General features: G+C 61.0%; 24 protein-coding genes. 11 read left to right on the plus strand and 13 right to left on the minus strand.

Going from position 1 to position 25,493, the window contains the following annotated elements:
• Positions 1-6 precede the first annotated feature (6 nt).
• A complete protein-coding gene (locus tag NW808_RS05355) occupies positions 7-585 on the minus strand; it encodes an aldo/keto reductase (protein ID WP_414420526.1) in 579 nt (192 codons plus the stop codon).
• Positions 586-788: 203 nt separating this feature from the next.
• On the opposite strand from NW808_RS05355, the gene NW808_RS05360 reads away from it, so the two are divergent.
• The 7 genes from NW808_RS05360 to NW808_RS05390 all read left to right on the plus strand — a co-directional run bounded on the left by NW808_RS05360 (position 789) and on the right by NW808_RS05390 (position 7,206).
• Positions 789-1,313, plus strand: coding sequence for a hypothetical protein (locus tag NW808_RS05360; protein ID WP_414420527.1), 525 nt, complete (start codon positions 789-791; stop codon positions 1,311-1,313).
• A gap of 42 nt (positions 1,314-1,355) precedes the next feature.
• Positions 1,356-2,990, plus strand: a complete 1,635-nt coding sequence (locus NW808_RS05365) for a CTP synthase (RefSeq protein WP_414420528.1) — start codon at positions 1,356-1,358, stop codon at positions 2,988-2,990.
• A gap of 27 nt (positions 2,991-3,017) precedes the next feature.
• The gene (locus NW808_RS05370; protein WP_414420529.1) at positions 3,018-3,182 is read left to right on the plus strand and encodes a DUF2256 domain-containing protein; all 165 of its coding nucleotides are present in this window, start codon (positions 3,018-3,020) and stop codon (positions 3,180-3,182) included.
• Between the two features lie 49 nt (positions 3,183-3,231).
• Positions 3,232-3,708: a phosphate-starvation-inducible PsiE family protein gene (locus NW808_RS05375; RefSeq protein WP_414420530.1), complete on the plus strand. Its 477-nt coding sequence runs from the start codon at positions 3,232-3,234 to the stop codon at positions 3,706-3,708.
• Positions 3,709-3,909: 201 nt separating this feature from the next.
• Complete coding sequence (locus tag NW808_RS05380; RefSeq protein ID WP_414420547.1) at positions 3,910-3,984, plus strand: hypothetical protein; 75 nt, start codon at positions 3,910-3,912, stop codon at positions 3,982-3,984.
• A 256-nt stretch (positions 3,985-4,240) separates the two neighbouring features.
• Entirely contained in the window at positions 4,241-5,542 is a 1,302-nt protein-coding gene (gene gvpJ / locus NW808_RS05385; protein WP_414420531.1) for a gas vesicle protein GvpJ, read from the plus strand.
• Between the two features lie 119 nt (positions 5,543-5,661).
• A complete protein-coding gene (locus NW808_RS05390) occupies positions 5,662-7,206 on the plus strand; it encodes an NAD(P)H-quinone oxidoreductase subunit N (RefSeq protein ID WP_414420532.1) in 1,545 nt (514 codons plus the stop codon).
• Between the two features lie 105 nt (positions 7,207-7,311).
• Here NW808_RS05390 and NW808_RS05395 read toward each other — a convergent pair whose 3' ends face one another.
• The 6 genes from NW808_RS05395 to NW808_RS05420 all read right to left on the minus strand — a co-directional run bounded on the left by NW808_RS05395 (position 7,312) and on the right by NW808_RS05420 (position 11,208).
• A complete protein-coding gene (locus NW808_RS05395; protein ID WP_414420533.1) occupies positions 7,312-7,881 on the minus strand; it encodes a photosystem I assembly protein Ycf4 in 570 nt (189 codons plus the stop codon).
• A 77-nt stretch (positions 7,882-7,958) separates the two neighbouring features.
• Positions 7,959-9,026 (minus strand): S-layer homology domain-containing protein, encoded by a 1,068-nt coding sequence (locus NW808_RS05400; protein WP_414420534.1) that lies wholly within the window; start codon positions 9,024-9,026, stop codon positions 7,959-7,961.
• The gene (locus NW808_RS05405; RefSeq protein WP_414410600.1) at positions 9,014-9,328 is read right to left on the minus strand and encodes a DUF3181 family protein; all 315 of its coding nucleotides are present in this window, start codon (positions 9,326-9,328) and stop codon (positions 9,014-9,016) included. Before NW808_RS05405 ends, NW808_RS05400 begins: the two co-directional genes overlap by 13 nt.
• Positions 9,329-9,379: 51 nt before the next feature.
• Entirely contained in the window at positions 9,380-9,838 is a 459-nt protein-coding gene (locus NW808_RS05410; protein ID WP_414404879.1) for a hypothetical protein, read from the minus strand.
• A 132-nt stretch (positions 9,839-9,970) separates the two neighbouring features.
• Complete coding sequence (locus NW808_RS05415; protein ID WP_414420535.1) at positions 9,971-10,543, minus strand: anti-sigma factor family protein; 573 nt, start codon at positions 10,541-10,543, stop codon at positions 9,971-9,973.
• 2 nt (positions 10,544-10,545) lie between these two features.
• Positions 10,546-11,208: a sigma-70 family RNA polymerase sigma factor gene (locus NW808_RS05420; protein WP_414394390.1), complete on the minus strand. Its 663-nt coding sequence runs from the start codon at positions 11,206-11,208 to the stop codon at positions 10,546-10,548.
• A 169-nt stretch (positions 11,209-11,377) separates the two neighbouring features.
• Between NW808_RS05420 and NW808_RS05425 the strand changes: the two genes are divergently transcribed.
• Complete coding sequence (locus NW808_RS05425) at positions 11,378-12,100, plus strand: Crp/Fnr family transcriptional regulator (protein WP_414404881.1); 723 nt, start codon at positions 11,378-11,380, stop codon at positions 12,098-12,100.
• Positions 12,101-12,188: 88 nt separating this feature from the next.
• Here NW808_RS05425 and NW808_RS05430 read toward each other — a convergent pair whose 3' ends face one another.
• Both NW808_RS05430 and NW808_RS05435 read right to left on the minus strand, forming a co-directional pair.
• A complete protein-coding gene (locus NW808_RS05430; protein WP_414420536.1) occupies positions 12,189-13,991 on the minus strand; it encodes an aminopeptidase P family protein in 1,803 nt (600 codons plus the stop codon).
• A 101-nt stretch (positions 13,992-14,092) separates the two neighbouring features.
• Positions 14,093-14,467 (minus strand): rhodanese-like domain-containing protein, encoded by a 375-nt coding sequence (locus NW808_RS05435; RefSeq protein ID WP_414394083.1) that lies wholly within the window; start codon positions 14,465-14,467, stop codon positions 14,093-14,095.
• 182 nt (positions 14,468-14,649) lie between these two features.
• Here NW808_RS05435 and NW808_RS05440 point away from each other — a divergent pair, with 182 nt between their 5' ends.
• Positions 14,650-15,447, plus strand: a complete 798-nt coding sequence (locus tag NW808_RS05440; RefSeq protein WP_414410605.1) for a hypothetical protein — start codon at positions 14,650-14,652, stop codon at positions 15,445-15,447.
• 202 nt (positions 15,448-15,649) lie between these two features.
• Positions 15,650-18,415: an isoleucine--tRNA ligase gene (ileS, locus tag NW808_RS05445; protein WP_414420548.1), complete on the plus strand. Its 2,766-nt coding sequence runs from the start codon at positions 15,650-15,652 to the stop codon at positions 18,413-18,415.
• Here ileS and cysK read toward each other — a convergent pair whose 3' ends face one another.
• Positions 18,416-19,393 (minus strand): cysteine synthase A, encoded by a 978-nt coding sequence (cysK, locus tag NW808_RS05450; RefSeq protein ID WP_414404885.1) that lies wholly within the window; start codon positions 19,391-19,393, stop codon positions 18,416-18,418.
• A 146-nt stretch (positions 19,394-19,539) separates the two neighbouring features.
• Between cysK and dxs the strand changes: the two genes are divergently transcribed.
• On the plus strand, positions 19,540-21,501 hold the full coding sequence (gene dxs / locus NW808_RS05455) for a 1-deoxy-D-xylulose-5-phosphate synthase (RefSeq protein ID WP_414410607.1): 1,962 nt from the start codon (positions 19,540-19,542) through the stop codon (positions 21,499-21,501).
• On the opposite strand, the gene NW808_RS05460 is transcribed toward dxs, so the two are convergent.
• The 3 genes from NW808_RS05460 to fbp form a co-directional block, all read right to left on the minus strand.
• Complete coding sequence (locus tag NW808_RS05460; protein ID WP_414420537.1) at positions 21,470-22,396, minus strand: tetratricopeptide repeat protein; 927 nt, start codon at positions 22,394-22,396, stop codon at positions 21,470-21,472. The genes dxs and NW808_RS05460 overlap by 32 nt on opposite strands.
• Positions 22,397-22,496: 100 nt before the next feature.
• Positions 22,497-24,038, minus strand: a complete 1,542-nt coding sequence (zwf, locus tag NW808_RS05465; RefSeq protein WP_414420538.1) for a glucose-6-phosphate dehydrogenase — start codon at positions 24,036-24,038, stop codon at positions 22,497-22,499.
• 37 nt (positions 24,039-24,075) lie between these two features.
• Positions 24,076-25,074, minus strand: a complete 999-nt coding sequence (gene fbp / locus NW808_RS05470) for a class 1 fructose-bisphosphatase (RefSeq protein WP_414420549.1) — start codon at positions 25,072-25,074, stop codon at positions 24,076-24,078.
• Between the last annotated feature and the right edge of the window lie 419 nt (positions 25,075-25,493).

Genomic DNA, 25,493 nt, shown 5'->3' on the forward strand with positions numbered 1-25,493 from the left:
GTCAGTTTAGGCACTCAACCCCGGCAAAAGTGTCATCTCAGATACGAAAGTCCCAACTATCGTGATCAGGGAGAATACAGCCACCTGGCGGAAGCGCTCCATCTGCTCTGGAGAAAAGTTGCTCACCCCAATGGCGCGGATCTTTCCTTCCTGGAGTAGGCGGCCGAAAAAGGCAGCTGTCTCCTCCAGCGGCTCCAAGGGATCCGGCCAATGCACCTGGTAGATGTCGATCACATCCGTCTGCAGGCGGCGGAGGGAGTTTTCCAGATCCTGAGCCAGCCAACTGAGGCTGCAGTTGCGCACCACCTTGCCGTTAGTCCACTGCAGGCCGGCCTTGGTGGCAATGACTACGCGATCCCGACAGCCGGCATCCCGGATAGCCCGTCCCAATAGCTCCTCCGAAAGGCCGCGGCCATAGGCCGGAGCCGTGTCAAAGAGCGTAATGCCCAGGTCAATAGCCTTGCGGAGGGTGGCATAGGCCTCCTGGGGATCCGCTGGCCCCCACCAATCCCCGGTCATGCTCCAGGTGCCCAGCCCCACGCGGCTAAGTTTTAGCCCCGTCTCGGCAAGCGTAACAAACTCCATGGCAACGTCTGCAAACAGGATCCCGTTTCAGGATGCTAACAGGCGCCGGGGGAGGACAAAGCCTCTTGCGCAGACAACCCACGCGCCTAGCTGCTGGTGGAAAAAGAGGGCGGGCTTTTGCCTCTGCTTTCCCGACTAGCGGCCTAGTAGAGTGAGGATTGAAAAATTCACACCACACCCCAAAACTTTTGAGGAATGGCTCCATGAAGTCCATTTTCCCTCTCTGCCTGTCCGGCTCCCTGGGCGGCATTTTGTTCTGGGGATCCTTGCTGCCCGTTCAGGCGCAGGGGATCACCCCGCTTTTCCCAGAAACTTTCCGAACTCCCAGCCCGGTCGAGCCACTGCCCCCTAGCCAAGATATTCCCACCTTGCCCATCGTGCCGGATCCCCGGCCTGTGCCGCCCACACCTGCCCCGCGACGACCGCTGCCCAGGGGGAGCTTTGAGGAAATTAGTCGATACTTCCGCGATCTCAACCGAGCTAAGAACCTGGCCCGCCAAGCGGCCGAGATTGCCAACGGGGGCTTGCAGCGCTACCGCGCCGAGGCTTCCATGCACGGGGCGGCCATCGACGCGCCGTTTGAAGAGTTTGAAGACGCCTGGGTCTTCACCTTCCGCGGCGGCGAGCCCGGCTTTGTCCAACCCAGCATTGAAACCCAGGTGCGGGTGGATCGGCGCACCTTTCAGACCACCATCCTCTACAATGGCCCCATTCGCTCCCGGCGCTGAGGAAGCCCCTGGCATAATCAAGAAAGGGCAAGGGTCGGGGCTATGGCCAAGTTTGTCTTCATCACCGGCGGGGTCGTCTCCAGCATTGGCAAGGGCATTGTAGCGGCTAGCCTGGGCCGTCTGCTCAAGTCCCGCAACTACACCGTGTCGATTTTGAAGCTGGATCCCTACATCAACGTGGATCCTGGCACGATGAGCCCCTACCAGCACGGGGAGGTGTTTGTCACCGACGATGGTGCCGAGACGGACTTGGACTTGGGCCACTATGAGCGCTTCACCGACACCAACATGTCCAAGCTCAACAACGTCACCACTGGCGCCATCTACCAAGCGGTGATCTCCAAAGAGCGGCGGGGCGACTACCAGGGCAGCACGGTGCAGGTAATCCCCCACGTAACCCAAGAGATCAAGGAGCGGATCCGGCGGGTGGCCCGCGAGACCAACCCCGACGTGGTGCTGGTAGAAGTGGGGGGCACGGTGGGGGATATCGAGTCTTTGCCCTTCTTGGAAGCCATCCGCCAGTTCCGCAAGGACGTGGGCCGCGCCAACGTGGCCTATGTGCATGTCACCCTGGTGCCTCTAATCAAGGCCTCGGGGGAGATGAAAACTAAGCCTACCCAGCACTCGGTCAAGGAGCTGCGCTCGATTGGCATTCAGCCGGACGTGCTGGTGTGCCGCTGTGAACAGCCTCTGCCGCGCGCCATCAAGGAGAAGATCTCCGAGTTCTGTGACGTGCCGGTGGAATGTGTCATCCAGGCCCAGGATGCCCCCAGCATCTACGACGTGCCCCTGATCCTGGAGCAGGAGGGCCTGGCCCAGCGAGTTTTGGAGATTCTCAACCTAGATCCCCAGCAGCCGGATCTGCGCGAGTGGGAGCTCCTGGTACAGCGGCTGCACCACCCGCAAGAGCAGGTGGAGATCGCCATTGTCGGCAAATACGTGCGCTTGACAGATGCCTACCTCTCGGTAGCAGAAGCCCTGCGCCATGCCGGCCTGGCCCTCAATGCTGGCGTTACCCTGCGCTGGATCTCTTCTGAGGAAGTCGAGGAGCGGGGACCAGAAACTCTGCTAGCGGGGGTAGATGGCGTAGTGGTGCCAGGGGGGTTTGGCAACCGCGGCATCGAGGGCAAGGTGGTCACCATCCGCCACGTGCGGGAGCGGGGCATTCCCTTTCTGGGGCTGTGTTTGGGCATGCAGTGTGCGGTGATCGACTGGGGATGCCATATTGCCGGCCTGGAGCGGGCCAACAGCTATGAGTTCGATCCCGACACTCCTCATCCCGTCATCAGCTTGCTGCCGGAGCAGAAAGATGTGGAGCACCTGGGGGGAACCCTGCGCCTGGGCCTCTACCCCTGCCGCATTCTGCCCGACACCCTGGCAGCCAAGCTCTATGGTGAGTCAATTGTCTATGAGCGCCACCGCCATCGCTACGAGTTCAACAACGCCTACCGCAGCCTGTTCCTCGAGTCTGGCTACGTGATTAGCGGTGTTTCGCCCGACAACCGCCTGGTGGAGATCATCGAGCTGCCCAGCCACCCCTTTTTCATCGCCACCCAATTCCATCCCGAGTTTCGCTCCCGCCCCAACCGCCCGCACCCCCTCTTTTTGGGGCTGATCGAGGCTGCTCTGCGTCGCCGTTCCCAGCTTCAACCGCTGCAGTTGCAAAGTACAAGTTGATCCAAGGGTTGTTGTCTCCAGCACGCTATGCCCCGCCACCGGAAAAAGTCGGATCTGCCTAGCAAAATCTGCCTCACCTGCGGCAGGCCCTTTACTTGGCGCAAGAAATGGGCTGATTGTTGGCCAGAGGTGAAATACTGTTCCGAGCGTTGCCGCAACCATCGCCCCAGGGGATCCCGCTCCTCCTCCTAGGCGGCCAGGACGGATAATGGTGGGGTCGAGGAGGGGACAAAAGGGCAGCATGCGGTTTCTCAAGTGGCTGTTGCACAATCCCCACGAAACCGAAGAGGAGGATCCCTTTTTGCGGGCCATCACCCGCATCGAAAGCCTGATCTCGAAGCTACTGTCAGTTTTGATGATTGGGCTAATCGTGGTGGCCGTGGTGGACTTGGCCCGCTTCCTGATAGCCGATCTGTTACGGGAGCCAACCGGGTTTTTCTCCACCACTTTGATTGAGATCTTCGGCCTCTTTTTGAATATCTTGATTGCCCTGGAGATTTTGGAGAACATTACTGCTTACCTGCGAAAGCAGGTTGTGCAAGTGGAGCTGGTCATTGTTACCTCTTTGATTGCGGTGGCGCGCAAGATCATCATTTTTGATTTCGAGAAGCTGGGGGGGTTGGATCTGATTGGCCTGGGGGCAGCAACTCTGGCTCTGTCGGTAAGTTACTGGCTGGTGCGACGCGCTAAGCCCCCATCCAAGTCCGGTCAAGACTAAGCTTCCCAATAGTTTGGCAAAAAACCTGCAACAGCCCGCGCCAGTGGTGCTTGGCTCGGCCAAATCCTACACGGCCTATGAGGGGAGCCACTGCCGGCACGATGGTTCTGGAGCTTTTCCTGCAAGAAGCTTCCCTTACTGTCAGCTTCGTCTTTTTGGGCCAACGCTCACTTCTACGATGGCTTCATCTTCCAGCGCGGGATTCGGGGCTTCATGGCCCAAGGCGGGGATCCCACAGGCACAAAGCGGGGTAGGAGGCTACCGCTTTCCCGATGAGCCGTTGCAACGTCCCTACCCCCGGGCGATCTTGGCGATGGCCAATGCCGGCCCTAACACCAACGGCAGTCAGTGACTATTCCCTACCTCCCAACTCCACCATCTTTGGCCAACTGGCCCGCAGGATTGCCCGCTAAACCCGGTGGAGAGCAAGCCCATTCTCATCTCGGAATCCCATTAGCTTGAGCTAATCTCGTGGAACAGTTTGATTGATCCTTAGCTGGGTTTTTGCAACTTGCCTTGAGGGGGATCCCGTATGGAGTTCGCTAGCCCCCGGCGAATGTCCCCCCGCATTCTGGTTCTGGATTTTGATGGCGTGCTCTGCGATGGGCGGGCAGAGTACTTTGCCTCCTCCTGTCGTGTCTGTGCCCAGGTGTGGGGCCTGGCTCCTGCGCAATTGCAGCCGTTGCAGCCAGTCTTTAACCAGTTGCGCCCGCTAATCGAGACGGGTTGGGAGATGCCCCTGTTGCTCTGGGGGCTGCAGCAAGGGATCCCGGAAGACGCTTTGCGCCAAGACTGGCCTGGCTGGCGGCAGCGGTTGTTGCAGCAGGCGGGGGTTTCCGAGCGGGCTTTGGCCCAAGCGCTGGATGAGGTGCGAGATCACTGGCTTGCAGAGGATCGGCAGGGGTGGCTGGAGCTGCACCGCTTCTATCCGGGGGTGACAGCCTGGATGCGCCAAGTACAGGCTGCCGGCGAGCCGCGCCTAGCCATTCTCAGTACCAAAGAGGGGCGCTTTATTCAGCAGCTTTTGCTCCGCGAAGGGATCCAACTGCCGCGCCACCGCATCCTGGGCAAGGAGGTGCGCGCTCCCAAGGCCGCCACCCTCCAGCGGCTGCTAACTGCAGCTCAGGTAGCGCCCGAGGAACTCTGGTTTGTCGAGGATCGCTTGCAGACGCTGCGCCAGGTGCAGAGCGTACCGGAGCTAGAGCCGGTGCTCCTGTTTTTGGCTGGCTGGGGCTACAACCTGCCGGAGGAGCGAGAAGAGGCCGCCCGGGATCCCCGCCTGCATCTCCTTAGCTTGGAACAGCTCTCCCAGCCTTTTGAGCAGTGGTTGATCCCGCCTCCCCCTTCCTCTGGTCTTGCCATCAGCCCAGCGGAACCGCAAGAGCTGAGCCGGGTCCAAGCTAGCCCTAACCGGAAACGCCTGGAAGCTGGCCTTGCCTCCCTGGTGCTGACCTTGGTGGAGCTGCTGCGCCAGTTGATGGAAGCTCAGGTGGTGCGGCAGATGGAGGCCAATCGCCTTTCGCCGGAGCAGATCGAGCGGGCCGGCAGCAGCCTGCAAGCCCTGCGGCAGCAAATTCGGCAACTCTGCGCCCTGCTGGAGATTGACCCGGCAGATCTCAATCTGGATTTAGGGGATCTGGGCACGCTTCTGCCCCGCCAGGGAGACTACTACCCCGGCCAGCCCGACGGCGAGGGATCCCTCTTGGAACTCTTGGATCGGCTGATCAACACCGGGATCGTCGTCGACGGCGAGCTCGACCTGGGCTTGGCGGACTTGAGTCTTATCCACGCCCGCCTGCAATTGGTGCTTACCTCCAGCGCCAAGCTTTCTTAGACCCAGGGAGTGTCGATGGAGACGATTGAGAGAAGAGATGCCAGAAGCAAGATGGGGAGGCCGGAAATCGCGGTATGCTGGCTTTGGATCCCGTTAATCTCTCTTCACAGTTTTCTCCTATGGATGTTTTCGCCCCAACCGGAAACCTGCATGCCGGCGCGATTTGGCCGGAGGTGGTGGTCACCCTCACGCTGTTGCTCGTCCTGGCAGTGGATCTGGTAGGCGGGTCGGCAGCGCGCAGAAGTTTGCCAACTCTTTCCCTCTTGGGGTTGATGGGAGCCCTGGTGCCCCTGGTGCTGCAGTGGCAGCAGCCCCAGTTGGAGAGCTTCTTGGGCAGCTTTGCGGCGGATCCCGTGAGCATTCTCTTCCGTGGCCTGGTGGTGGTGACAGCAGCCCTGACGGTGATGATGGCGGAGCGCTACCTCAGCCAGGCGGGCACGCCCACGGGCGAGTTCTATGTGCTGCTCCTCACGGCCACCTTGGGGGGAATGCTCCTTGCGGGAGCGATGGATTTAATCATGGTGTTTGTCTCGCTGGAAACGCTGAGCATTGCCAGCTACCTCATGGCTGGCTACACGAAGCGAGATCCGCGCTCCTCTGAGGCTGCCCTGAAGTACCTGCTGACCGGCGCTAGCAGCACGGCCATCTTCCTCTACGGCATGTCGCTGCTCTATGGCCTGTCGGGGGGGCAAACCCAACTGTCGTCCATCGCGCCCCACCTGGCCAATGCTGGCCTAGCAGGGATCCTGGCCTTGGTGTTCTGCCTTGGGGGCATTGGCTTTAAGCTGGCGGCGGTGCCCTTCCACCAGTGGACTCCCGACGTCTACGAGGGATCCCCGACGCCGGTGGTGGCCTTTTTGTCGGTGGGATCCAAAGCGGCAGGCTTTGCCCTGGCCATTCGCTTTCTGGCTACCGTCTTCCCAGCCATGACGGAAGAGTGGCGGGCGGTGCTCTCAGTGCTGGCTATCTTGACCATGGTGCTGGGCAATGTGGTGGCCATTGCCCAAACCCGCCTCAAGCGCCTGCTGGCCTATTCCTCTATTGGGCAGGCGGGCTTTGTTTTGATTGGTTTGGTGGCAGGCACGGAAGCGGGCTACGCCAGCTTGATTTTTTACCTGATGGTTTATCTAGCCATGAACCTGGGCGCCTTTCTGTGCGTCACCCTGTTTAGCCTTAAGACCGGCACTGACGAAATCAACGAGTACAGTGGCCTTTACCAGAAGGATCCTTTCCTCACCCTTTGCCTTAGCATTTGTCTTCTCTCCCTGGGCGGGCTGCCGCCACTGGCCGGCTTTTTCGGCAAGCTCTATCTCTTCTGGGCTGGCTGGCAGGCAGGAGAATACACCCTGGTGCTGGTGGGCCTGGTTACTAGCGTCATCTCCATCTACTACTACGTGCGAGTGGTGAAAACCATGGTGGTGAAAGAGCCGCAGGAGACGTCGCTTTCGGTGCAAAACTACGCCGAGACCGACTGGCAGGCAGAGGGCATGCCGGCTCTGCGAGTAGGCATGGTGTTGACCCTAGTGGCCACCATCTTTGCTGGCATCCTTTCCAATCCCCTGTTTACCCTCTCTGTTCAGGCAGTGGAGCGTAGCCCGTTTTTGGGGTTCCCGACAGCCCAGGCTTTTGCTCCCGAGGCAGCCAGCCCTGCAGCTTTGCCCTAGCTACTCGGGCCGCAATTCCTAAAAATGCCCCCACCCCTCTCCCTGTAGGAGGGGGAATTAAGCGTTTCAGCCTTGCCCCGCCACCGTCTGCAACTGAGTCGAACCTCAAATACCCTCTAGGCTGACATTAAGAAAGCGGGCAATTTCGGCGGCTTGGTTTTCAATCTCGGCCAAAGAAGGCGGCTGCCCAACGCCGGTGAGGGGGATGTCACCGCGTCCTTTCACTCGCAAGTAGATAGCTCGGCGGGGGTTGAGGCCTTCTCGCAGCTCCACCCGCAGGCTTTGCACCTCGGCAAAGTCATACTCCAGACGAACTTCGCGGTTTTTGCCCGGAAAGCCCTGCCGCACCAGCGTTATCTTTTGGGTACGGCGGTTGAACTCGTTGTAGCCGCCCCCCAAGTTCCAATACAGGCTCAGCCATTGGTACAACCCTGCCAGGAAGCCGAGCACGCCGTAGAAGAGCATGGCAATGCCCTGGGGAATGAACACCAGGCTGGCGGGGTCGGAAAAGGGAAGCAAATTGCGGTGGAAATAGCTGGAAAGACCAGCCAGGGTAAAGCCCAGACCCCCTGCCGTCAGCGCCACCGCCCAAAAGTACACACTGGGCCGCCGCGACCCAATGACGGTGTAGCGCAGCAGGTCTTCAGAGCGAATTTCGGGAACAGTTGCAGACACCGCCGGAATCCCTTTTTCCAAAGCTGGCTTCTCCCATTCTATTGGGCGGCTCGACCTCTTGCTGGGATCCCGCTACTTCAGGGTTGAGACTCGCGGGGCGTAACGATTTTCCCTACCCCTGGGGTAACTGCCGGAGGTTCAGCAGGGGAGGGTTCGGAAGTGGGGGAAGAGGTCGGTTCCGGCTCGGCTGGCAGGGGAGAGGATTCGACGGCAGGAGTTGGACTTGGGAGAGCCGAGAGCTGGGCTACGGCCTCTTGAGCCGTCCGCTCTCCAAAGGCAGACAGGGCAATTGCCACTTCCCCACGGCTAACTGGCTGGAGGGGGTTAAAGGTGCGGATGGGGCCGAAGGTGCGCAACACCGTGGAGGCATTCTCTAGGCTGCGATCTGCCACTAGGGGAGCAACAGCCTCGTCGGGGATCTGCGCCGCATCGGTAAAGCCCCAGCGCTCCTCCAGCTCTGCCCGGGAGCCCTTGATCTGGCCGGGCGGCAAATCCAAAGGCACCTTCATGCGAATTAACTCGGCTCGCGACAGCAGGCTGTTGGGGCGAAACTCGCGATTGGCGTCCCCAGTAGCGATGCCGGCAGCTCCCAGGGCCTGGATGTAGCGGAAGTTGGGATCCTCCTCCGGTACATCCAAAAAAAGAGGGCGCTCCGAGGGGGATCCTATGCGGATTTGGCGGCTGGGCTCGTCAGCGTGAACGGCGTTGTTGGCTAGCACCAGCCAGCGAGCAAACTCTCCTCGACGCACGCTGCGCTGTGGCTGAAACTCGCTGCCGGCAATATCGGCAAAGATCCCCAGCCGATCCAGGTAATAGACCGACTGGGCCACTAGGGATCCGGGCTCCAGATCCGTGAAGCGGCTGCTGACTTGGCTTGGCAGAGGTGTCAAGGCAACAGGGGGAGAGGTGGAGGGTGAGGGGAATTCTGAGAGAGGCCTTGGCGTCGCCGGCTGCTCTGCAGAGGGAGGAACAGACAGATCCACCGGTCGCACCGCCCGTTCCAGTCGTTCTCCCCACTCCGTTCCCTGACAAGCTGACAGCAGTCCCAGCAGCAAGAGCCAGGTGATAGCCGGGGACAGCGATTGCTTAGGCCGCTTGGAGTGGTGTTGCTGGTGCAATGCTTTCTCTCCCTCTACTGAGCCCATTTGCGACTGAACTCCTCCAGCACATCCAGCAGGTTCAGCAGGCTTTGCATGGGCAGCAGATCCACCAGAGGCAGCTCTTTGCGCCCGCCCCCCACCTTCACTGGGATCCCTTGCAGGATCTCCGTGACGGCATTCTCATCCACCTTGCCTGCCATCACCTGAGGGGCCAGCCGCTCCGCCAGAACGGTATGCAGGTGGGCATCCCGCAGGTAGAGGTGCCACCGGGCTACATCGATGTAAACTTCCTTGCCAATGGCAGCGGCCAATTGCTCGATCTCGGGGTTGCTCGGCACTTGGGCCATGGATCAGCTTCGTTACTGGTTGCCCTGCGTTGATCATAGCCTGGCCCCACTTTAGGGAGAGCTGGCGGCAGAGCGGCGCGGTAGAGGCAGGGCGAAGTTCTCTTGCAACTGCCGCAGCAGCAACAGGTGCTCCAGAGCCAAGCGATCCCGTTCGAGGCGCAACTGGCTGAGTTGGGCCTGGGTCTGGCGAATGTCCTCTACGTTGGCGTCCCAGGTTTGCAAAAGGCGGTAGAGGCGGTCTTGTTGGCTGGCAATCTGCTGGTTCAAGCGGGCTAGGCGGCGGCTAAACTCCCTATCCATTTCTGCCGCCAGCTCGGGATCGGGAAGGAGGGGCAGCTGAGCCCAATCGATGCCCAGCTTAGTCGAGGGTGGTGGAGGCGCTTCTACCTCTTTGAGAAGGGGGAAGTTGGGGAAAGGGGAAAGCTCTATCTCACCAGAGGGCGGCTGGTTTTTTCGAGCAGGAGCCTGAGAGCTGGCCGGCGGCGGAGTGGGCTGGGAAGCGGACTTCAAGGCGCTGGGGTTTGCCTGGGCTGGCCAGGATCCCAGACTGCCCAGCCAAAGACAAACTGCTAGCCCCCAAGCTTGGCAAACCGCTGTTCTCACCCTGTGTTCCTCACTTCAAGCTAGCTCAAGCCAATTAGCTCACTCCCAGCTCAAGTCGGTTGGGGAGTTGGGCAGCGACTCGAATAAAATTGAGTAGGCGTCTTGCTTCTGTCCTGGCTCAAATAGATAGCGTTGGGCAACCCAAGCAGAGGCGGGCACAATTGCCACCCGCACTGGCGGATCCTCCAGAGACACCAACGGCTGAGGGTGCAGCCAGCGCCAGCCCGCCCAGCCCGCTCCCGCCAGGGCTACCACGGCTGCTGCCACTTGTCGCCAAGGAAAGCCGCTGCACCGCCGCCAGCCCAGAGCAACCTCTGGCCCTCGATCCAGCTTCTCGAACACACGGCTAATCAGCAGCTCCGTCTGAACGGGATCCAGGGTTGGCACCTTGAGGTTAGCCAAACCGGCCTGTAAGGCCGACAGTTGGCTGTACAGTTGCTGCGCCTGGGGATCGCTGGCTAGCCAGTCCTCCACTTGTCGCGCCTCCTGGGGGGACAGTTCTCCATCCAGGTAGGCGCTTAGCTGCTCAAAGCGTTCCTCCACCGGCGGCAGCTCCGCGGGGGGAGGGGAGGCGGCATCCTCGCGGTCGGGGTTGAGGTTGGGGCAAAACATAGTCATTCGCCATTGAGGTAGGGCTTCAGGATGGACTGCAAGCGGGCGCGGGCCCGGGCAATGCGGGATTTAACAGTACCCAGAGATACCCCCGTAATCTCCGCAATTTCCTCATAGGCCATCCCCTGAATTTCTCGCAGCAGGATGGCTTGGCGAAAGGCCTCAGGCAGGTCGTGGACGGCTTGGTGCAATCGCTCGTAAAACTCGCAGGTGGCGAGGTGGTCGTGGGGGCTTGGGCTACTGCTGGGCAGCTCCCATTCCATCTCACTCTCTTGCGTGGAAATCGAGGCATCCAAAGAGAGGGGTTGCTGCTGGCGCCTGCGCTTGCGCAGCTCGTCGTAAACCAGGTTGGTGGCAATCCGCCCCAGCCAACTGCGAAACTTTGCCGGCTCCTGCAGATGTTTGAGGTTGCGGTAGGCCCGGATCCAAACTTCCTGGGCCAAGTCCTGGCGATCCGGCCAGTTGGGCGCAAGATGGTAGAGAACCTTATCTACGTAGGCCTGATAGCGGCGTATGAGCTCGGCAAAGGCCTCGCGGTGGGGCCGGGATCCCTGCTGACACAGCAGTACCAGCTCCCGATCGGCAAGCTTTTCTGGCAGCACAGGCTCCTTCCTCAGTGAGGCTGACCAGCACTGGCCGCTGATGTTGCTGAGGGCAGCATCCATAAGCATCCCCAGAAAGAGATCCCCTCCCAACCGGAACCTCTACTTGAGAGACGAATTCAGGACAACCGGGTTCCCTTCCTATCTTTGGCGAGAGTACCCTTGCAGGATAGCTCTTGGGCTGGCAACTGGGCTACAGTGAGCTTGCGGTAGAGTAGACGCCCGATCTGGCATGACTTCCGACGCCGCTGCTGTTCTTTCTGAGCTCAAGGCAGTGCCGACGCTGGCGGAACTTTCGGCCACGTCTTTGCAGTGGCTGGGATCCCAGGTAAAGCTGCGGGACATCCCAGCAGGGCAGGCGCTCTTGATGCAGGATGCCTGGGGCAGCGTTGTTTATTTGATCCTATCTGGCTGGGTCAAGGTGCGGCGAGCTCTGCGGATCCACACCGCCGAAGGAACCTGGGACAGCGCCCAAACCCTAGCTCTACTCGGGCCCGGCGCCTGGGTAGGGGAAATGGCGGTGTTGGACGAAGCGCCCCGCTCGCGGGATGTGCTGGCCTTAACCTCGGTGCGGGCTGCCGGGATCCCAGCGGCAACTTTCAAGACGCTGATGCTGCAGGAGCCGCGCCTGTGCTACCAACTGGCTCGCAGCCTCTCCCGCCGTCTGCGCCTAGCGAATTTGCAGGCCGACCTGGAGCAACAGAGCCCTCCTGTGCGGGTGGTGCATGCGCTGGTGCAACTGGCGGAAGCCTTTGGCGAGAAGACTGAGCAGGGAGTGCGCATCATCTACCCGCCCCTCCAGGATTTGGCCGACCTCAGCCAGGTTAACCAGGAAACAGTGGCGGCAGTGCTGAACCGCTTGCAGCAGCAGGGGATCATTCAGCCCCTGCCAGACCAACAGTCTCTGCTCCTAATCCAGTACCCCAAACTCGTAAAAGCAGCCCGCCTGCTCTAGTTAGCTGGGGCTGCATCCAGGAAACTTGCTCCTTGCAAGCTGTGGTTTGCGAGAGCTTGCGCTAGCGGCAAGACCCGTGGCATAACGGCTAGCTGGCAAGACCGCAGGCCCACTCTAGCCAAGAGGCATCCTCTTCTGAGAGACTGGCCTGGTGCAGGGCGTAAACCTGGCGGTGATACTCATCAAGCCAAGCCCGCTGTGCCGCGTCTAGGAGATCCCAATCGATCAAACGCCTGTCAAAAGGGATCCACGTCAGAGAGCGAAAGCCCATCCAGCCCTCTGGCTCGGGGAGGGCAACCACCTCGTAGAGGTTCTCCAGGCGAATCCCGCCCCAGCCTGGCTGGTAGTAACCTGGCTCGATGCTGGTGATCATGCCTACCTTGAAGGGGGTGCTGGCGCGGCGGTGGATCCCATTGGGCCCCTCGTGGACGTTCAAAAAGGCGCCGACGCCGTGGCCAGTGCCGTGGCCGTAGTCTAGCCCTGCCTGCCAGAGGCTGGAGCGGGCAATGCCATCCAAAGAGAGGCCGTAGGTATCGGGGGGGAAGATCTGGCGGGCGCAGTGAATGTGGGCTTTGAGCACCTCGGTGTAGCGCCGCTTGCACAAGGGATCCGCGGGTTGCGAGCCAATCCAGAGGGTGCGGGTAGCGTCGGTAGTGCCCCCCAGGTAGTGGGATCCCGAGTCCAACAAAAACAACTCGCCTGGCTGCAGCAGCTTCTGAGGATCCGGGGTGCCGTAGTGAACGATAGAGCTATTGGCCCCGGCCCCAGCGATGGTGTTAAAGCTCAAGCCCACCCAATCCCCTTCCTCGCGGTAGTGGGCCTCCAGGGTGGCTGCCACATCGGCTTCGCTGATGGGGATCCCTGCTTGGATCTGCCGGTCGATCCAGGCGAGCGTGCGGATCTTGGCCCGGCTGGCTTTGCGGTTGGCTAGCCGCATCTGCTCCAGCTCGGTGGGGTTTTTGACCGCCTTGAGGACATCCACGGGGTGATCCAGCTCGCGACAGGGGATCCCGTGCAGCAGCTCTTGCGTGCCCTGAGTGGTCTGCTTGGGATCCAATCCCACCGGCCCGTAGCGCTCGGCCCACTGGGGCAGTTGTTCCGGGTAAGCCTCGTAGGGCCAGAGCTCTACCTCCGCTTCGGCCAGCACTTGCCGAGCCGAGGGAGTAAGGCGCTCCAGATCTGTGAAGAGGGCAACCCTCTCCAGGGCAACCAGCGCGTAGGCGCGGAACACCGGGTTGTAGGGGATGTCAGAGCCACGCAGGTTCAATAGCCAGGCTACCTGGTCCAACTTGGTTAAGGGCAACAGGCCTACCCGCTTGCGGCGCATCTCCTGGCGCACCTGAGCCAGCTTGTCGCTGGGGGTGGCCCCGCAGAGCTGGGCAGGGACAGGATAGATGGGTTGCTCCAAAAGGGCTTGGCTAGATTCCTTGGCCAGCTTATCTAGCGGGTTTTCGCAAACCGGCACCAGCAGCACTCCCCCGGCTTGGGCGTGGGCTTGTAACTGGCGGTAGGTGGCTACGGACACCGTAAAGGGATCCACCCCCAGGCGAAAGCCAGATCCTAACTCCTCTACAATCTCCATCAGGCTGGGCTGATCCGGCAGACCGCCTTTGATCACCGTAAACAGGTTGGGATCCACCTCCCGCTCGGCCTGCTCGTGGTAGCGGGGATCCACCCACAGCCAAGCCCTGTCCCGGCTAATCAAAGCATCGCCCACCGAGCCAGTAAAACCCGTGATCCACTGCCGCCGCTTGCGATACTCCAGCAGGTACTCGTTGAGGTGCTCATCGGCGGAGGGCACCCAAAACCCATCCAAATTCTGTTCCTGTAAAAGCTGGCGCAGCTGCTGCAAACGGGCGGCAATCTCCAGGCGGGGCAAGGTTTGAGGCATGGCAAAGGCAACGGAAAAAAGCTATTGGCCCTAGCTACCAATATAGTTGCAGAATTGTTACAAACGCTCCCTTTCTCCTTGGGAAAGCTGAGCGAGAATTTCTAGCGCTCTTCGGGAAAGCCAGCCTCTCGCCAGGCGCGGATGCCGCCGTCCATCGAAAACACGCGGCGGTAGCCCATCTTCTGCAAGTTATCGGCTGCTAAGGCTGAACGAAACCCACCAGCACAATAGAGGACAATCTCCGCCTCTTTGTCTGGGATCACCTTCTCGATGTCCCGCTCAATAATGCCTTTGCTCAAGTGAATGGCGCCAGCAATGCGACCTGCCTGCCACTCCGATTCTTCCCGCACGTCGACTAGGTAGAAGGGATCCCCTTGCCGTTGTTTCTGCCTGACTTGCTCGACGGTCAGCTCTTGGATGCGGCTTTTGGCCTCGTTGACCAAAGCCAAGAAAGCAGGGGAGTGAGGGGACGCCATGGAACCTCGCCGATGCAACCCAATCTCCAGAATAAACCGGGCTTCAGGGGTGTGGATAGCCGCTCGGCCAAGTTGGGCCGGATCCCTACCCGGACAGGCTAAACTAAGCGCAGACCTGCCCGCCGGAGGCCCACAGTTTGAGCTCTCGATCCGCCTTTTCCCAACTGCTCTGGCCCCTTGCCTTGAGTTTGAGCTGGGGGATCCCGCTTGCAGGCAAAGTGCTGGCCCAGACTCCCCCGCTGCGCCTAGAAAGCGGGCTGCAAAGGCAGGTTTCTGCCCCTGCGCCAGCGGCTCTGGTCGAGTGGCTGAACGAGCAAATAGCCGCGGCTAACCGACGGGACTTGCCGAAGGTGATGGCCGGCTACAGCCCCGACTTCCGCCACCGCGACGGGTTGGATCGGCAGGGGGTGGAAGAGGCCATTCGCAAGCTGTGGGACGCGCATCCTGAGCTGACCTACTCCGCCCAAATTGTCTCCTGGCGGCAGATAGGCCCTGAGATTGTAGCTGAGATTGCTAGCCAAGTGCAGGGATCCCAGGCTTCGGGGCGGGGGGAGTTTCAGGTAAAGGCTTCCGTCCTGGTGCGCAACCGCTACCGCCCGGATGCCGCCAATCCAGGACAACTGCTGCTGGTAGAGCAAGAAGTGCTGCGGGAGTCGAGCACGCTCACCTCCGGCTCAGCACCCCCCACCGTTACTTTCAAGCTGCCGGAGGTGGTCAAGCCGGGATCCACCTACTCGCTGCAGGCCATTGTGGCCGAGCCCCTCACCCAATCTTTGCTGTTGGGCGCTGTGGCGGAGCGGCCCGTTGCCGGGGCAAGCTACCTGGATGTCACTTCGTTTGCCCTCGAACCTCTACAGGCGGGCGGGATCTTCCTGCAGGCGGATGCCCCCCCAGAAGCGGGTGCTGAGTGGATCTCGGTGATGCTGGTTAACCAAAGTGGCCTGGTTGTCGAGAGCCGGCGCCTTACCGTTCAACCCTAAGAGAAAGGAACCCCAAGCAAGCCAGACTCCTGGCAGAAAGCCGAGGTGGCCGTCTGGATCCCTTTCCCTCAGGCCAGGGAGAGGAAGCCTAGAACACGACTGAGAACCAGGCAACGGCGTAGGATAGAAAAACACCCTTTAGCCTGCTCAAGTTGCCGTGGACTACAAGAGTACCCTCAACCTGCCGCAGACTCAGTTTCCCATGCGGGCGGAGGCCGCTAAGAGAGAGCCCGCCATCCAGGCTTTTTGGCAGGAAGAACAGATCTACCAGCGTCTATCGGAAACCAATCCGGGGGATCCCTTTGTCCTGCACGATGGGCCACCCTATGCCAATGGCGACATCCACATGGGCACTACCCTCAACAAGATCCTCAAGGACATCGTCAACAAGTACCACCTCCTGCGAGGGCGCAAGGTGCGCTATGTACCTGGCTGGGACTGCCACGGCCTGCCCATCGAGCTGAAAGTGCTGCAAAGCCTCTCCCCCCAGGAGCGGCAGAGCCTCACCCCCCTGCAACTGCGGCAAAAGGCCAGAGAGTACGCCCTGCACTACGTCGACGTGCAGCGGGCCAGTTTTCAGCGGCTGGGGGTATGGGGAGATTGGGATCGGCCCTACCTGACCCTATCGCCGGAGTACGAGGCGGCCCAGATCGAGGTGTTTGGCCAGATGGTTCTCAAGGGCTACATCTACCGCGGCCTCAAGCCCGTCCACTGGAGCCCCAGCTCCCAGACGGCCCTGGCAGAAGCGGAGCTGGAATATCCCGACAACCACATCTCCCCCAGCATCTACGTGGCTTTTCCCTTGCAAAGCCTCAGCCCGGCGGCGCGGCCGGTTTTAGAGCCCTTCCTGCCAGGCCTGCGGGCGGCCATCTGGACGACTACCCCTTGGACGATCCCGGCCAACCTGGCTCTCTGCTTTAACCCCAAGCTTACCTACGCGGTGGTGGAGTCTCCCCGCTTCGGCCTGCTGCTCATTGCCGCCGCTTTGCGGCAGCGGCTGGAAAAAGTCCTGGAGACTCCCTTGGAGGTCAAGGCCACCCTGCCGGGATCCGCTCTGGAATACTGCCAGGGACGCCACCCCCTCTTTGACCGCCCTAGCCTCTGTGTTTTGGGAGACTATGTGACCACCGAGTCCGGCACCGGCATTGTCCACACGGCGCCAGGGCATGGGGAAGAAGACTTCAAAACTGGCCAAAAGTACGGCCTGCCCATCCTCAGCCCCGTGGACGAGCAGGGGAGGTTTACAGCAGAAGCCGGCCCCCAGTTTGCCGGGCTAGATGTCCTCTCCAAAGAACCGGAGACTAGCGGCAACCTGGCCGTGATTAAGGCTTTGCAGGCTGCCGGTGCCCTGCTCAAGGAGGAGCCCTACAGCCACAAATATCCCTACGACTGGCGCACCAAAGAACCCACCATCTTCCGGGCCACCGAGCAGTGGTTTGCGTCCGTAGCCGGCTTCCGGGAGCTGGCCCTGCAGGCCATCAAAACCGTGAAGTGGATCCCGCCGGAAGGGGAAAACCGCATCACCGCCATGGTCAAGGAGCGCTCCGACTGGTGCATCTCCCGCCAGCGGGCCTGGGGGGTGCCCATCCCTGTTTTCTATGACGAGGAGACTGGCGAGGCTCTGCTGACTGCCGAAACCATTGACCACATCAAGGCCATCTTTGCCCAAGAGGGATCTGACGCTTGGTGGAAGCGCCCAGTAGAAGAATTGCTGCCGGAGCAGTACCGCCGCAATGGCCGCACCTACCGCAAGGGCACGGACACCATGGATGTTTGGTTTGACTCCGGCTCTTCCTGGGCGGCGGTGGCCCAGGCGCGCGGGTTGGGCTACCCCGTGGATCTCTACCTGGAGGGTTCGGATCAGCACCGAGGTTGGTTCCAGTCCAGCTTGCTGACCTCAGTGGCGGTCAATGGCTGTGCCCCCTACAAGGCGGTGCTCACCCACGGCTTTGTGCTGGACGAAAAGGGCCAGAAGATGAGCAAGTCCTTGGGCAACGTCATCGATCCCCTGGTGCTCATCAACGGCGGCAGCGACCCTCAGACGGATCCCGCCTACGGGGCCGATGTGCTGCGACTGTGGGTTTCCAGCGTGGACTACTCCGGCGACGTGCCCCTGGGCAAGACCATCCTGGGGCAGATGGCAGATGTGTACCGCAAGATCCGCAACACAGCCCGCTTTCTGCTAGGCAACCTCTATGACTTTAACCCGGCCCAGGATGCCGTTCCCTTTGAAGCGTTGACCGAGTTGGATCGCTACCTCCTGCACCGCCTAAAGGAGGTGGGAGAGGAGATCACCGAAGCTTTTGACAGCTATCAGTTCTACCGCTTTTTCCAAGCGGTTCAGAACTTCTGCGTGGTGGATCTCTCCAACTTCTACTTGGATATTGGCAAGGATCGCCTCTACATCAGTCACGCCCGCAGCCTGCGGCGGCGGCAATGTCAGACGGTGCTGTCCCTGGTGCTGGAGAACTTGGCCAAGGCCATCGCCCCAGTGCTTTCCCACCTCGCAGAAGAGATCTGGAGCTACCTGCCCTACCCCAAGCCCACCCGTTCGGTGTTTGAAGGGGGCTGGATGCGACTGCCGGAGCAGTGGCGGGATCCCCAGCTAGCTGCCACTTGGGAAAAGCTGCGGGCAGTGCGGCAGGAGGTGAACAAGGCGCTGGAACAAGCGCGCACCGACAAGCTCATCGGCGCTTCCACCGAAGCCAAGCTCATCCTCAAGGTGGCGGATCCCCACCTGTACGCTCTTCTGGAAGAGCGGGCCGCCGAGCTGCGCTACCTGTTTATCACTTCCCAGGTGGAGCTCATCAAGGCAGAGACTGAGGCGGCGGAGCTGCAGGTTGTCGTTCAGCGGGCAGAGGGCAAAAAGTGCGTGCGCTGCTGGAACTACTCTCCTCGGGTGGGGGAATTTGCCGAACATCCAGAGCTGTGTGAGCGCTGCGTAGCGGCCCTAGCTGGCGAGTTTTGACTACCTAACCAAAGACTGCGGCAGCCGCGAGTCCGACTCTCGCTCCAGGTCGCGGAAGAGAGGCGTACTGAGGTAGCGCTCGCCAAAGCTGGGCTGGATCATCACAATTAGCTTGCCGGCGTTTTCCGGTCGCCGCCCCACCTGGATAGCGGCAGCCAGGGCTGCCCCAGTGGAAATGCCGGAGAGGATCCCTTCTTCTCTGGCCAGGCGGCGGCTGTAGACCATGCTTTCTTCGTCGTCTACGGCAATCACCTCATCCAGGAGATCCCGCCGCAACACCTCCGGCACAAACCCTGCCCCGATGCCCTCGATGCGGTGAAAGCCGGGCCGTCCCCCGCTTAGAACCGCGCTTGCCTTGGGCTCGACGGCCACTAGCCGAATGGAAGGTTTCTTACTCTTGAGAAACTCGCCCGCCCCGGTAATGGTGCCGCCAGTGCCCACCCCCGCTACCAGGATGTCCACCTGGCCATCGGTGTCCTCCCAGATCTCGGGGCCGGTAGTGCGGGCGTGGATTTGGGGGTTGGCAGGGTTGGTGAATTGGCCCAGCATGTAGGCATTGGGGGTGCGGCGCACGATCTCTTCCGCCTTCCAAATGGCCTCTCCCATGCCACCGGCGCTGCTGGCTAGATGCACCTCTGCCCCGTAAGCCTTCAACAGCAGCCGCCGCTCCAGGCTCATGCTCTCAGGCATGACAATGATGAGCCGGTAGCCCTTGGCCGCTGCCGCCATAGCTAAGCCAATGCCCGTGTTGCCGGAGGTGGGTTCCACCAAAATGGTCTTGCCGGGGGAAATTAAACCGGCTTGCTCAGCTGCCTCGATCATGCTGACGGCAATGCGGTCTTTTACCGAGGCCGCCGGGTTGAAGCTCTCCAGTTTAACCACAATCTCCGCCAGGCATCCCTCCGCCCGCGGGATCCGGTTGAGCCGCACCAACGGCGTGCGACCGATGAGTTGGGTGATGTTGTCGGCAATCCTCATGGGCAGGCAACCTCGAAAAGCGGGGCCTTTGTCCGATGCTAACCCTGCAGCGGGAGACATCCAGCGAAGTTTTGAAAAGACTCCAGCCAAGCCCTCTTGGAAAGCCATGATCTAGAGTGAGATCACACCGGAAGGACAGATCCCCTATGCACCTGAGTGAAATCACTCATCCCAACCAGCTCCGCAACCTAAGCCTCAGCCAGTTGCGCAGCTTAGCTCGCCAGATCCGCGAAAAACACTTGCAAACGGCTGCCAACTCTCCCGTCGGCTGTCACCTAGGGCCAGGGTTGGGGGTGGTGGAGCTGACCTTGGCGCTCTACAAAACCCTTGACCTGGATCGCGACAAGGTTATTTGGGATGTGGGGCACCAAGCCTATGCCCACAAAATGCTCACCGGCAGGTATCACAACTTCCACACCATTCGCCAAAAGGGGGGGATCTCCGGCTACCTGAAGCGCAGCGAAAGCCGCTTCGACCACTTTGGGGCCGGCCACGCCTCCACCAGCATCTCGGCAGCCTTGGGTATGGCCATTGCCCGCGACCGGCGGGGGGAAAACTTCAAGGTGGTGGCCATCATCGGGGACGGCGCCCTGACCGGGGGCATGGCCTATGAGGCCATCAACCACGCCGGCCATTTGCCCAAGACCAACCTGATGGTGGTCCTCAACGACAACGGCATGTCGATTTCCCCCAATGTGGGGGCGATCCCGCGCTATTTAAACCGCCTGCGCCTCAGCCCGCCAGTGCAATTTTTGGCCGACAGCCTGGAGGAGCAACTAAAGAACCTGCCTCTAGTTGGCTCCAGTCTCAGCCCCGAAATTGAGCGCATGAAGGAGACGGTGAAGCTGGTTACTGCTGTGCAGAACAACAAGGCCGGCATCATCTTCGAGGAGCTGGGCTTTACCTACGTGGGGCCGGTGGACGGGCACAACCTGGCAGAGTTGTTGGATGCTTTTGAGTTGGCCCATGGCCTCTCTGGGCCCGTGCTGGTGCATGTGGCCACCGTCAAGGGCAAAGGCTACCCACCGGCCGAGGCTGAGCAGGTAAGCTATCACGCCCAATCCCGCTTCGACCTGGCCACCGGCAAACCCTATCCTCCCACTAAACCCACTCCCCCCAGCTACAGCAAGGTCTTCGGCCATACCCTTTGCAAACTGGCGGAGCGGGATCCCCGCATCATTGGCATCACGGCAGCTATGGACACTGGCACTGGCCTAGACAAGCTCAAGGAGAAACTGCCGGATCAGTTTGTGGATGTGGGGATCGCGGAGCAGCACGCGGTCACCTTGGCTGCTGGCATGGCCTGTGAAGGGATGCGCCCAGTGGTGGCCATTTACTCCACCTTCCTGCAGCGGGCCTACGACCAGATTATCCACGATGTCTGCCTCCAAAAGCTGCCAGTCTTTTTCTGCTTGGATCGGGCAGGCGTGGTTGGACCTGACGGCGCCACCCACCAGGGCATGTACGACATCGCCTATCTGCGCTGCATCCCCGAGATGGTGCTGATGGCCCCCAAAGACGAAGCGGAACTGCAGCGCATGGTGGTAACCGGGATCCAGTACACCCAAGGACCCATTGCCATGCGCTACCCGCGCGACTCTGGCGTTGGGGTGCCCTTGGCGGAAGATGGCTGGGAGCCCATTCCCATTGGCAAGGCGGAGGTGCTGCGCAGCGGCGGCGATGTGTTAGTCCTGGCCTATGGGTCGATGGTCTATCCCAGCTTGCAGGCAGCGGAGATCCTCAAAGAGCACGGCATCTCCACGACGGTAGTCAATGCCCGCTTTGCCAAGCCCCTGGATACAGAGCTAATCCTGCCCCTAGCCGAACAAAGCCGCCTGGTGGTGACGGTGGAAGAAGGCTGCCTCATGGGCGGGTTTGGCTCGGCAGTGGGGGAAGCCCTCCTGGATGCCGATATCCGGGTGCCTCTTTTGCGCCTGGGGGTGCCAGACATTTGGGTAGAACATGCTACCCGTGAAGAGTCTCTTGCAGACCTTGGCCTCAACAGTGTCGGTATTGCCGAGCGGATCCGAGCCAAGCTTGAGAAGCGGCAAAAGCCAGTGGCCGAGGGATCCCGGGCTACTCTCCTGCAAGACCCATCTGGCGGTTGAACCGGTCCACAGCAGCCTGCTGTAGGGCCTCTACCACTGCCCGTGTTCGCAGGAGAACTTGCACATCTCGCAGCAGGTTATTCCGCCACAGGTTCTCCCGCAGCACCTCTAGCCGGGCATAGCTGGGATCCAAGCGCACGGCTTTGGCCCCCAGTTCTTCCGCCCGCTGGGTTTGGCCGCGAACGTACAGGGCTGTAGCCAGGGCCAGGTAGGGCTCGGCCACCGCCTCGTTCATCTCGATGGTGCGCTCCCAGCGCTCGATGGCCGCCTCCAGATCCCCTTGCTCGTAGTCCACGAGGCCAAGGTTGTTCATAGCAGGCCAGTAGGCGGGATCCAACTCCAAGGTTTTCTCATATTCCCGCCGGGCGGGATCCCATTGGTCAAGCATGAGGTAGGCATTGCCCAGTTGAAAGCGGGCGTTGGGGTTATCCGGCTGCAAGGCAACAGCCCGTTCCAGGGCCTCGGCGGCGGCAAAGTAGCTGCCCTGCCGCAAGTAAGCCACTCCCAGGGAGTAGAGAACATCCCCATCCTGGGGAGCCAGAGCGCGGGCCCTTTGTAGCACCTGCACGGCCTGGGCAGAGTTCCCCAGCTCCAGATAGACGTTGCCCAAAGCGTAGAGCAGCTCGGAAGAGGTGGGCACCATGGCCACGGCCAGTTGCAGGCGGCGCAACGCCTCTTCGGTCTGGCCAAACTGGGCTAGCCGCAGCGCGTTGGTGGCCAGTTGCAGCCCCTGGGCCTGCATCAAGTCCCCATTGGGCAGGGGCACATGGAGCAAGACCTGAGCCCGCGCGGGATCCCCTCCCTCTATCCCCAAGACAAGGGCAAGGCCCACCGGCAAGGCTAGGCAAAACCGGAACGACAGCGACGGCATGATACCCACGCAAAACCAGGCCATGCCCATGTTAGCCGCAATCGCTGTTTGAAATGTCTGCTCTCGCCCCCTTGGCGCTTTATCAGCCCCAGTCGCCACCTGAGCCAGGTTTTGCTGCAGGAAACTAGAGACGTCGCCACCGCCGCCCAGACTGGGCCAGCAGGTCTTCGGCAGCCTTGGGCCCCCAGGTGCCGGCCTCATAGGTGTACAGCGGCGGCGCGGTATCATAGCCAGGTGGCGTCTCCCAGGCCGACAAAACGGGCGTTACCACCCGCCAGGCAGCTTCCACCTCGTCGGCGCGGGTAAACAGGGTGGGATCCCCCAGCAGGCAGTCCAACAGCAGGCGCTCGTAGGCATCTGGCGCGCTCGACCCAAAGGCTGTCCCGTAGCGAAAATCCATTTCCACCGAGCGGGTGCGGATCTCCGGCCCGGGCATCTTGGCCTCAAAACGCAAGGAGATGCCCTCGTTGGGCTGGAGGCGCAGCACCAGGATGTTGGGGCTCACCTCCCGCGTGGCCGAAGGAAAAAGGGATAGGGGCACCTGCTTAAAGTAGATGGCCACCTCGGAAACCTTCTTGGCTAGGCGCTTGCCCGTGCGCAGGTAAAAGGGCACCCCTTTCCACCGCCAGGTGTCGCATTCCAGCTTCAGGGCGGCATAGGTGGGGGTCTGCGAGTTGGGGTTGACATTGGGCTCTTGGCGATAGCCGGGCACTGGCCTGCCGCTAATCCAGCCGGGGCCATACTGGGCCCGCACCGCTGCGGCTGCCACGTTGCGAGTGTCGGCCAGACGGGTGGCCTGCAGCACTTTGGTCTTTTCATTGCGCACCCCATCGCCGCGCAACGAGACGGGCGGCTCCATGGCCGTCAGGCAATAGATCTGCATTAGGTGGTTCTGCACCATGTCCCGCAGAGCGCCGGCAGCGTCGTAGTAGCCGGCCCGATCCTCCACCCCTACCGTTTCCGCCACCGTAATCTGCACATGGTCGATGTAGTTGCGGTTCCAGAGAGGCTCAAAGATGGCGTTGGCAAAGCGGAAGACCAGCAGGTTTTGCACCGTCTCTTTGCCCAGGTAGTGGTCGATGCGGTAAACCTGCTCTTCCTGACAGATGCGCTGCACAAGGCGGTTCAGCTCCTGGGCCGAGGTGAGGTCGTGGCCGAAGGGCTTTTCAATCACCACCCGCGTCCTGGTTGGATCCGCCAGCATCCCCGCTGCCCCCAACTGCTGGAGGGCCTGGGCATAGAAGTCCGGCGCCACCGCCAGGTAAAACACGCGGTTGCCACGGGTGCCCCGCTCTTCGTCCAGTTGGCTGAGAAATTGCTTGAGGCGCAGGTAGCCCTCGGCATCGCCAATATCCAAGCGACAGTAAAACAGGCGGCTGGCAAAGTCTTGCCAGAGGGCTTCTGGCCCCAGATCTTGGGAGGCAAATTCCTTCAGGGCTGCCCGCATCTTGTCTCGATAGGCCTCGTGGCTCCAGTTGCGGCGAGCCACCCCCACCAAGGTAAACTCCGGCGGCAGCCGTCGCTGGACAAAGAGCCGGTAGTAGGCCGGGATCAGCTTGCGGGCCACCAGATCCCCGGAAGCGCCAAACTGCACCAGAATGCAAGGATCCGGAATGCGCTCTTGGTTGAGGCCAACGCGCAAGGGGTTTTCCGCCAGGGCCACCATAGAGTCGGCTCAGCTTGGGTGGATAGGGAGAGAGGAGCTAGGGCCGCAGAGAACCTTCCAGACAGCGCAGCACCTCTTCCACGTTCTCGCGGCTGCCAATGATGAGGGGCACCCGTTGGTGGAGAGAGTGGGGCACGATGTCCAGGATGGCCTCGGTGCCAGTGGTAGCCACGCCTCCTGCCTGCTCGGCCAAAAACGCCAGCGGGTTGGCCTCATACATCAGCCGCAGCTTGCCCTCGGGTTTTTGCCGGGTGCCGGGGTAGAGGTATACCCCTCCCTGCAACAGGATGCGGTGAAAATCCGCCACCAGAGCGCCGCTGTAGCGGGAGGTATAGCTGCCTTGGCGATGGGCGTAGCGGATGAAGTTTTGGATCCCCTCGCTCCACTGGCAGAAGTAGCCCTCGTTGAGGCTGTAGACGGAGCCACGTTCGGGAATGCGGATGTCGCTTTGGGAGAGGATGAACTCGCCCAAGCTGGGATCCAGCGTAAAGCTATGTACCCCCTTGCCGACGGAATAGACCAGTTGGGTGCTGGGGCCGTAGAGGATATAGCCAGCAGCCAGTTGCCGGCGGCCCGGCTGGAGGAGATCTTGGTGGTCAGCCTCAGGGCAATCCTCCAGGGGCTGAAGGACAGAGAAAATGGAGCCAACGCTGAGGTTGGCCTCGATATTGGAGGAGCCATCTAGGGGATCGACAAGCAGCGCCAGGCGGCTGAGGGAGCAGTTTTCCGGCAGGCGGGCCGGGGTTTTCATCTCTTCTGAGACCAGCCGACAGACCAGCCCTGTCTGCTCCAAAGCGCGGATGAAGGCCCGGTTGGCGTACTCGTCCATCCGCTGCTGTTCTTCCCCTTGGACATTGACGTTGCCGGTTACGCCCAGCGCTCCCTCGATGAGTCCTGCCTGGCTGAGGCGGCGGGCAATCATCTTGCCGGCCAGGGCAATGCGGTTCATTAGAGCACTGAAGTCCTGGGCCTCGGCGGTGAAGCTGCCAAACTGCTGCAAGACATGCCGGGAGAGGGTGAGCACATCCCGCGCCATCTCGCGTTCGGCGCTGCTGGGCATGACAGAGGGAGGAGAGCTAAGAACCATACGAGGCTTCCCCAAAGAAACGCCGAAACACGGAATCCCTCGCCTCTAGCAAAGACTCTGTCTTGCTGACCTAAGTGGGAAGCTGGGATCCCTTCTACTAGGTAGGCTGGCCGATTCTCGGCGCAGGTGCCGGGAACTTACAGAGTTGCTTCAGATTTGGCTGGCCTTGCCGGGCTTTTGCTTCGGCTGGGCTGGCAAAAACAGGGCTCTCCTCTAGTCCTTGATTCACTAGACATCAGCCACTTTGTGGCATAACCAACCGCCTGCCTTGACGGAGATGGGCTGAGCTAGTAGGCTTGCGAGTACATCTTTATCTGGTAGGCACTTTGCCTAGGCTAAAGTTGGCTCCGTCTTTAGCCGGTGTGCCT

The sequence above is a fragment of the Synechococcus sp. W70.1 genome (genome assembly GCF_047461515.1).
In the GTDB taxonomy this organism is placed as follows: Bacteria; Cyanobacteriota; Cyanobacteriia; order Thermostichales; family Thermostichaceae; genus Thermostichus.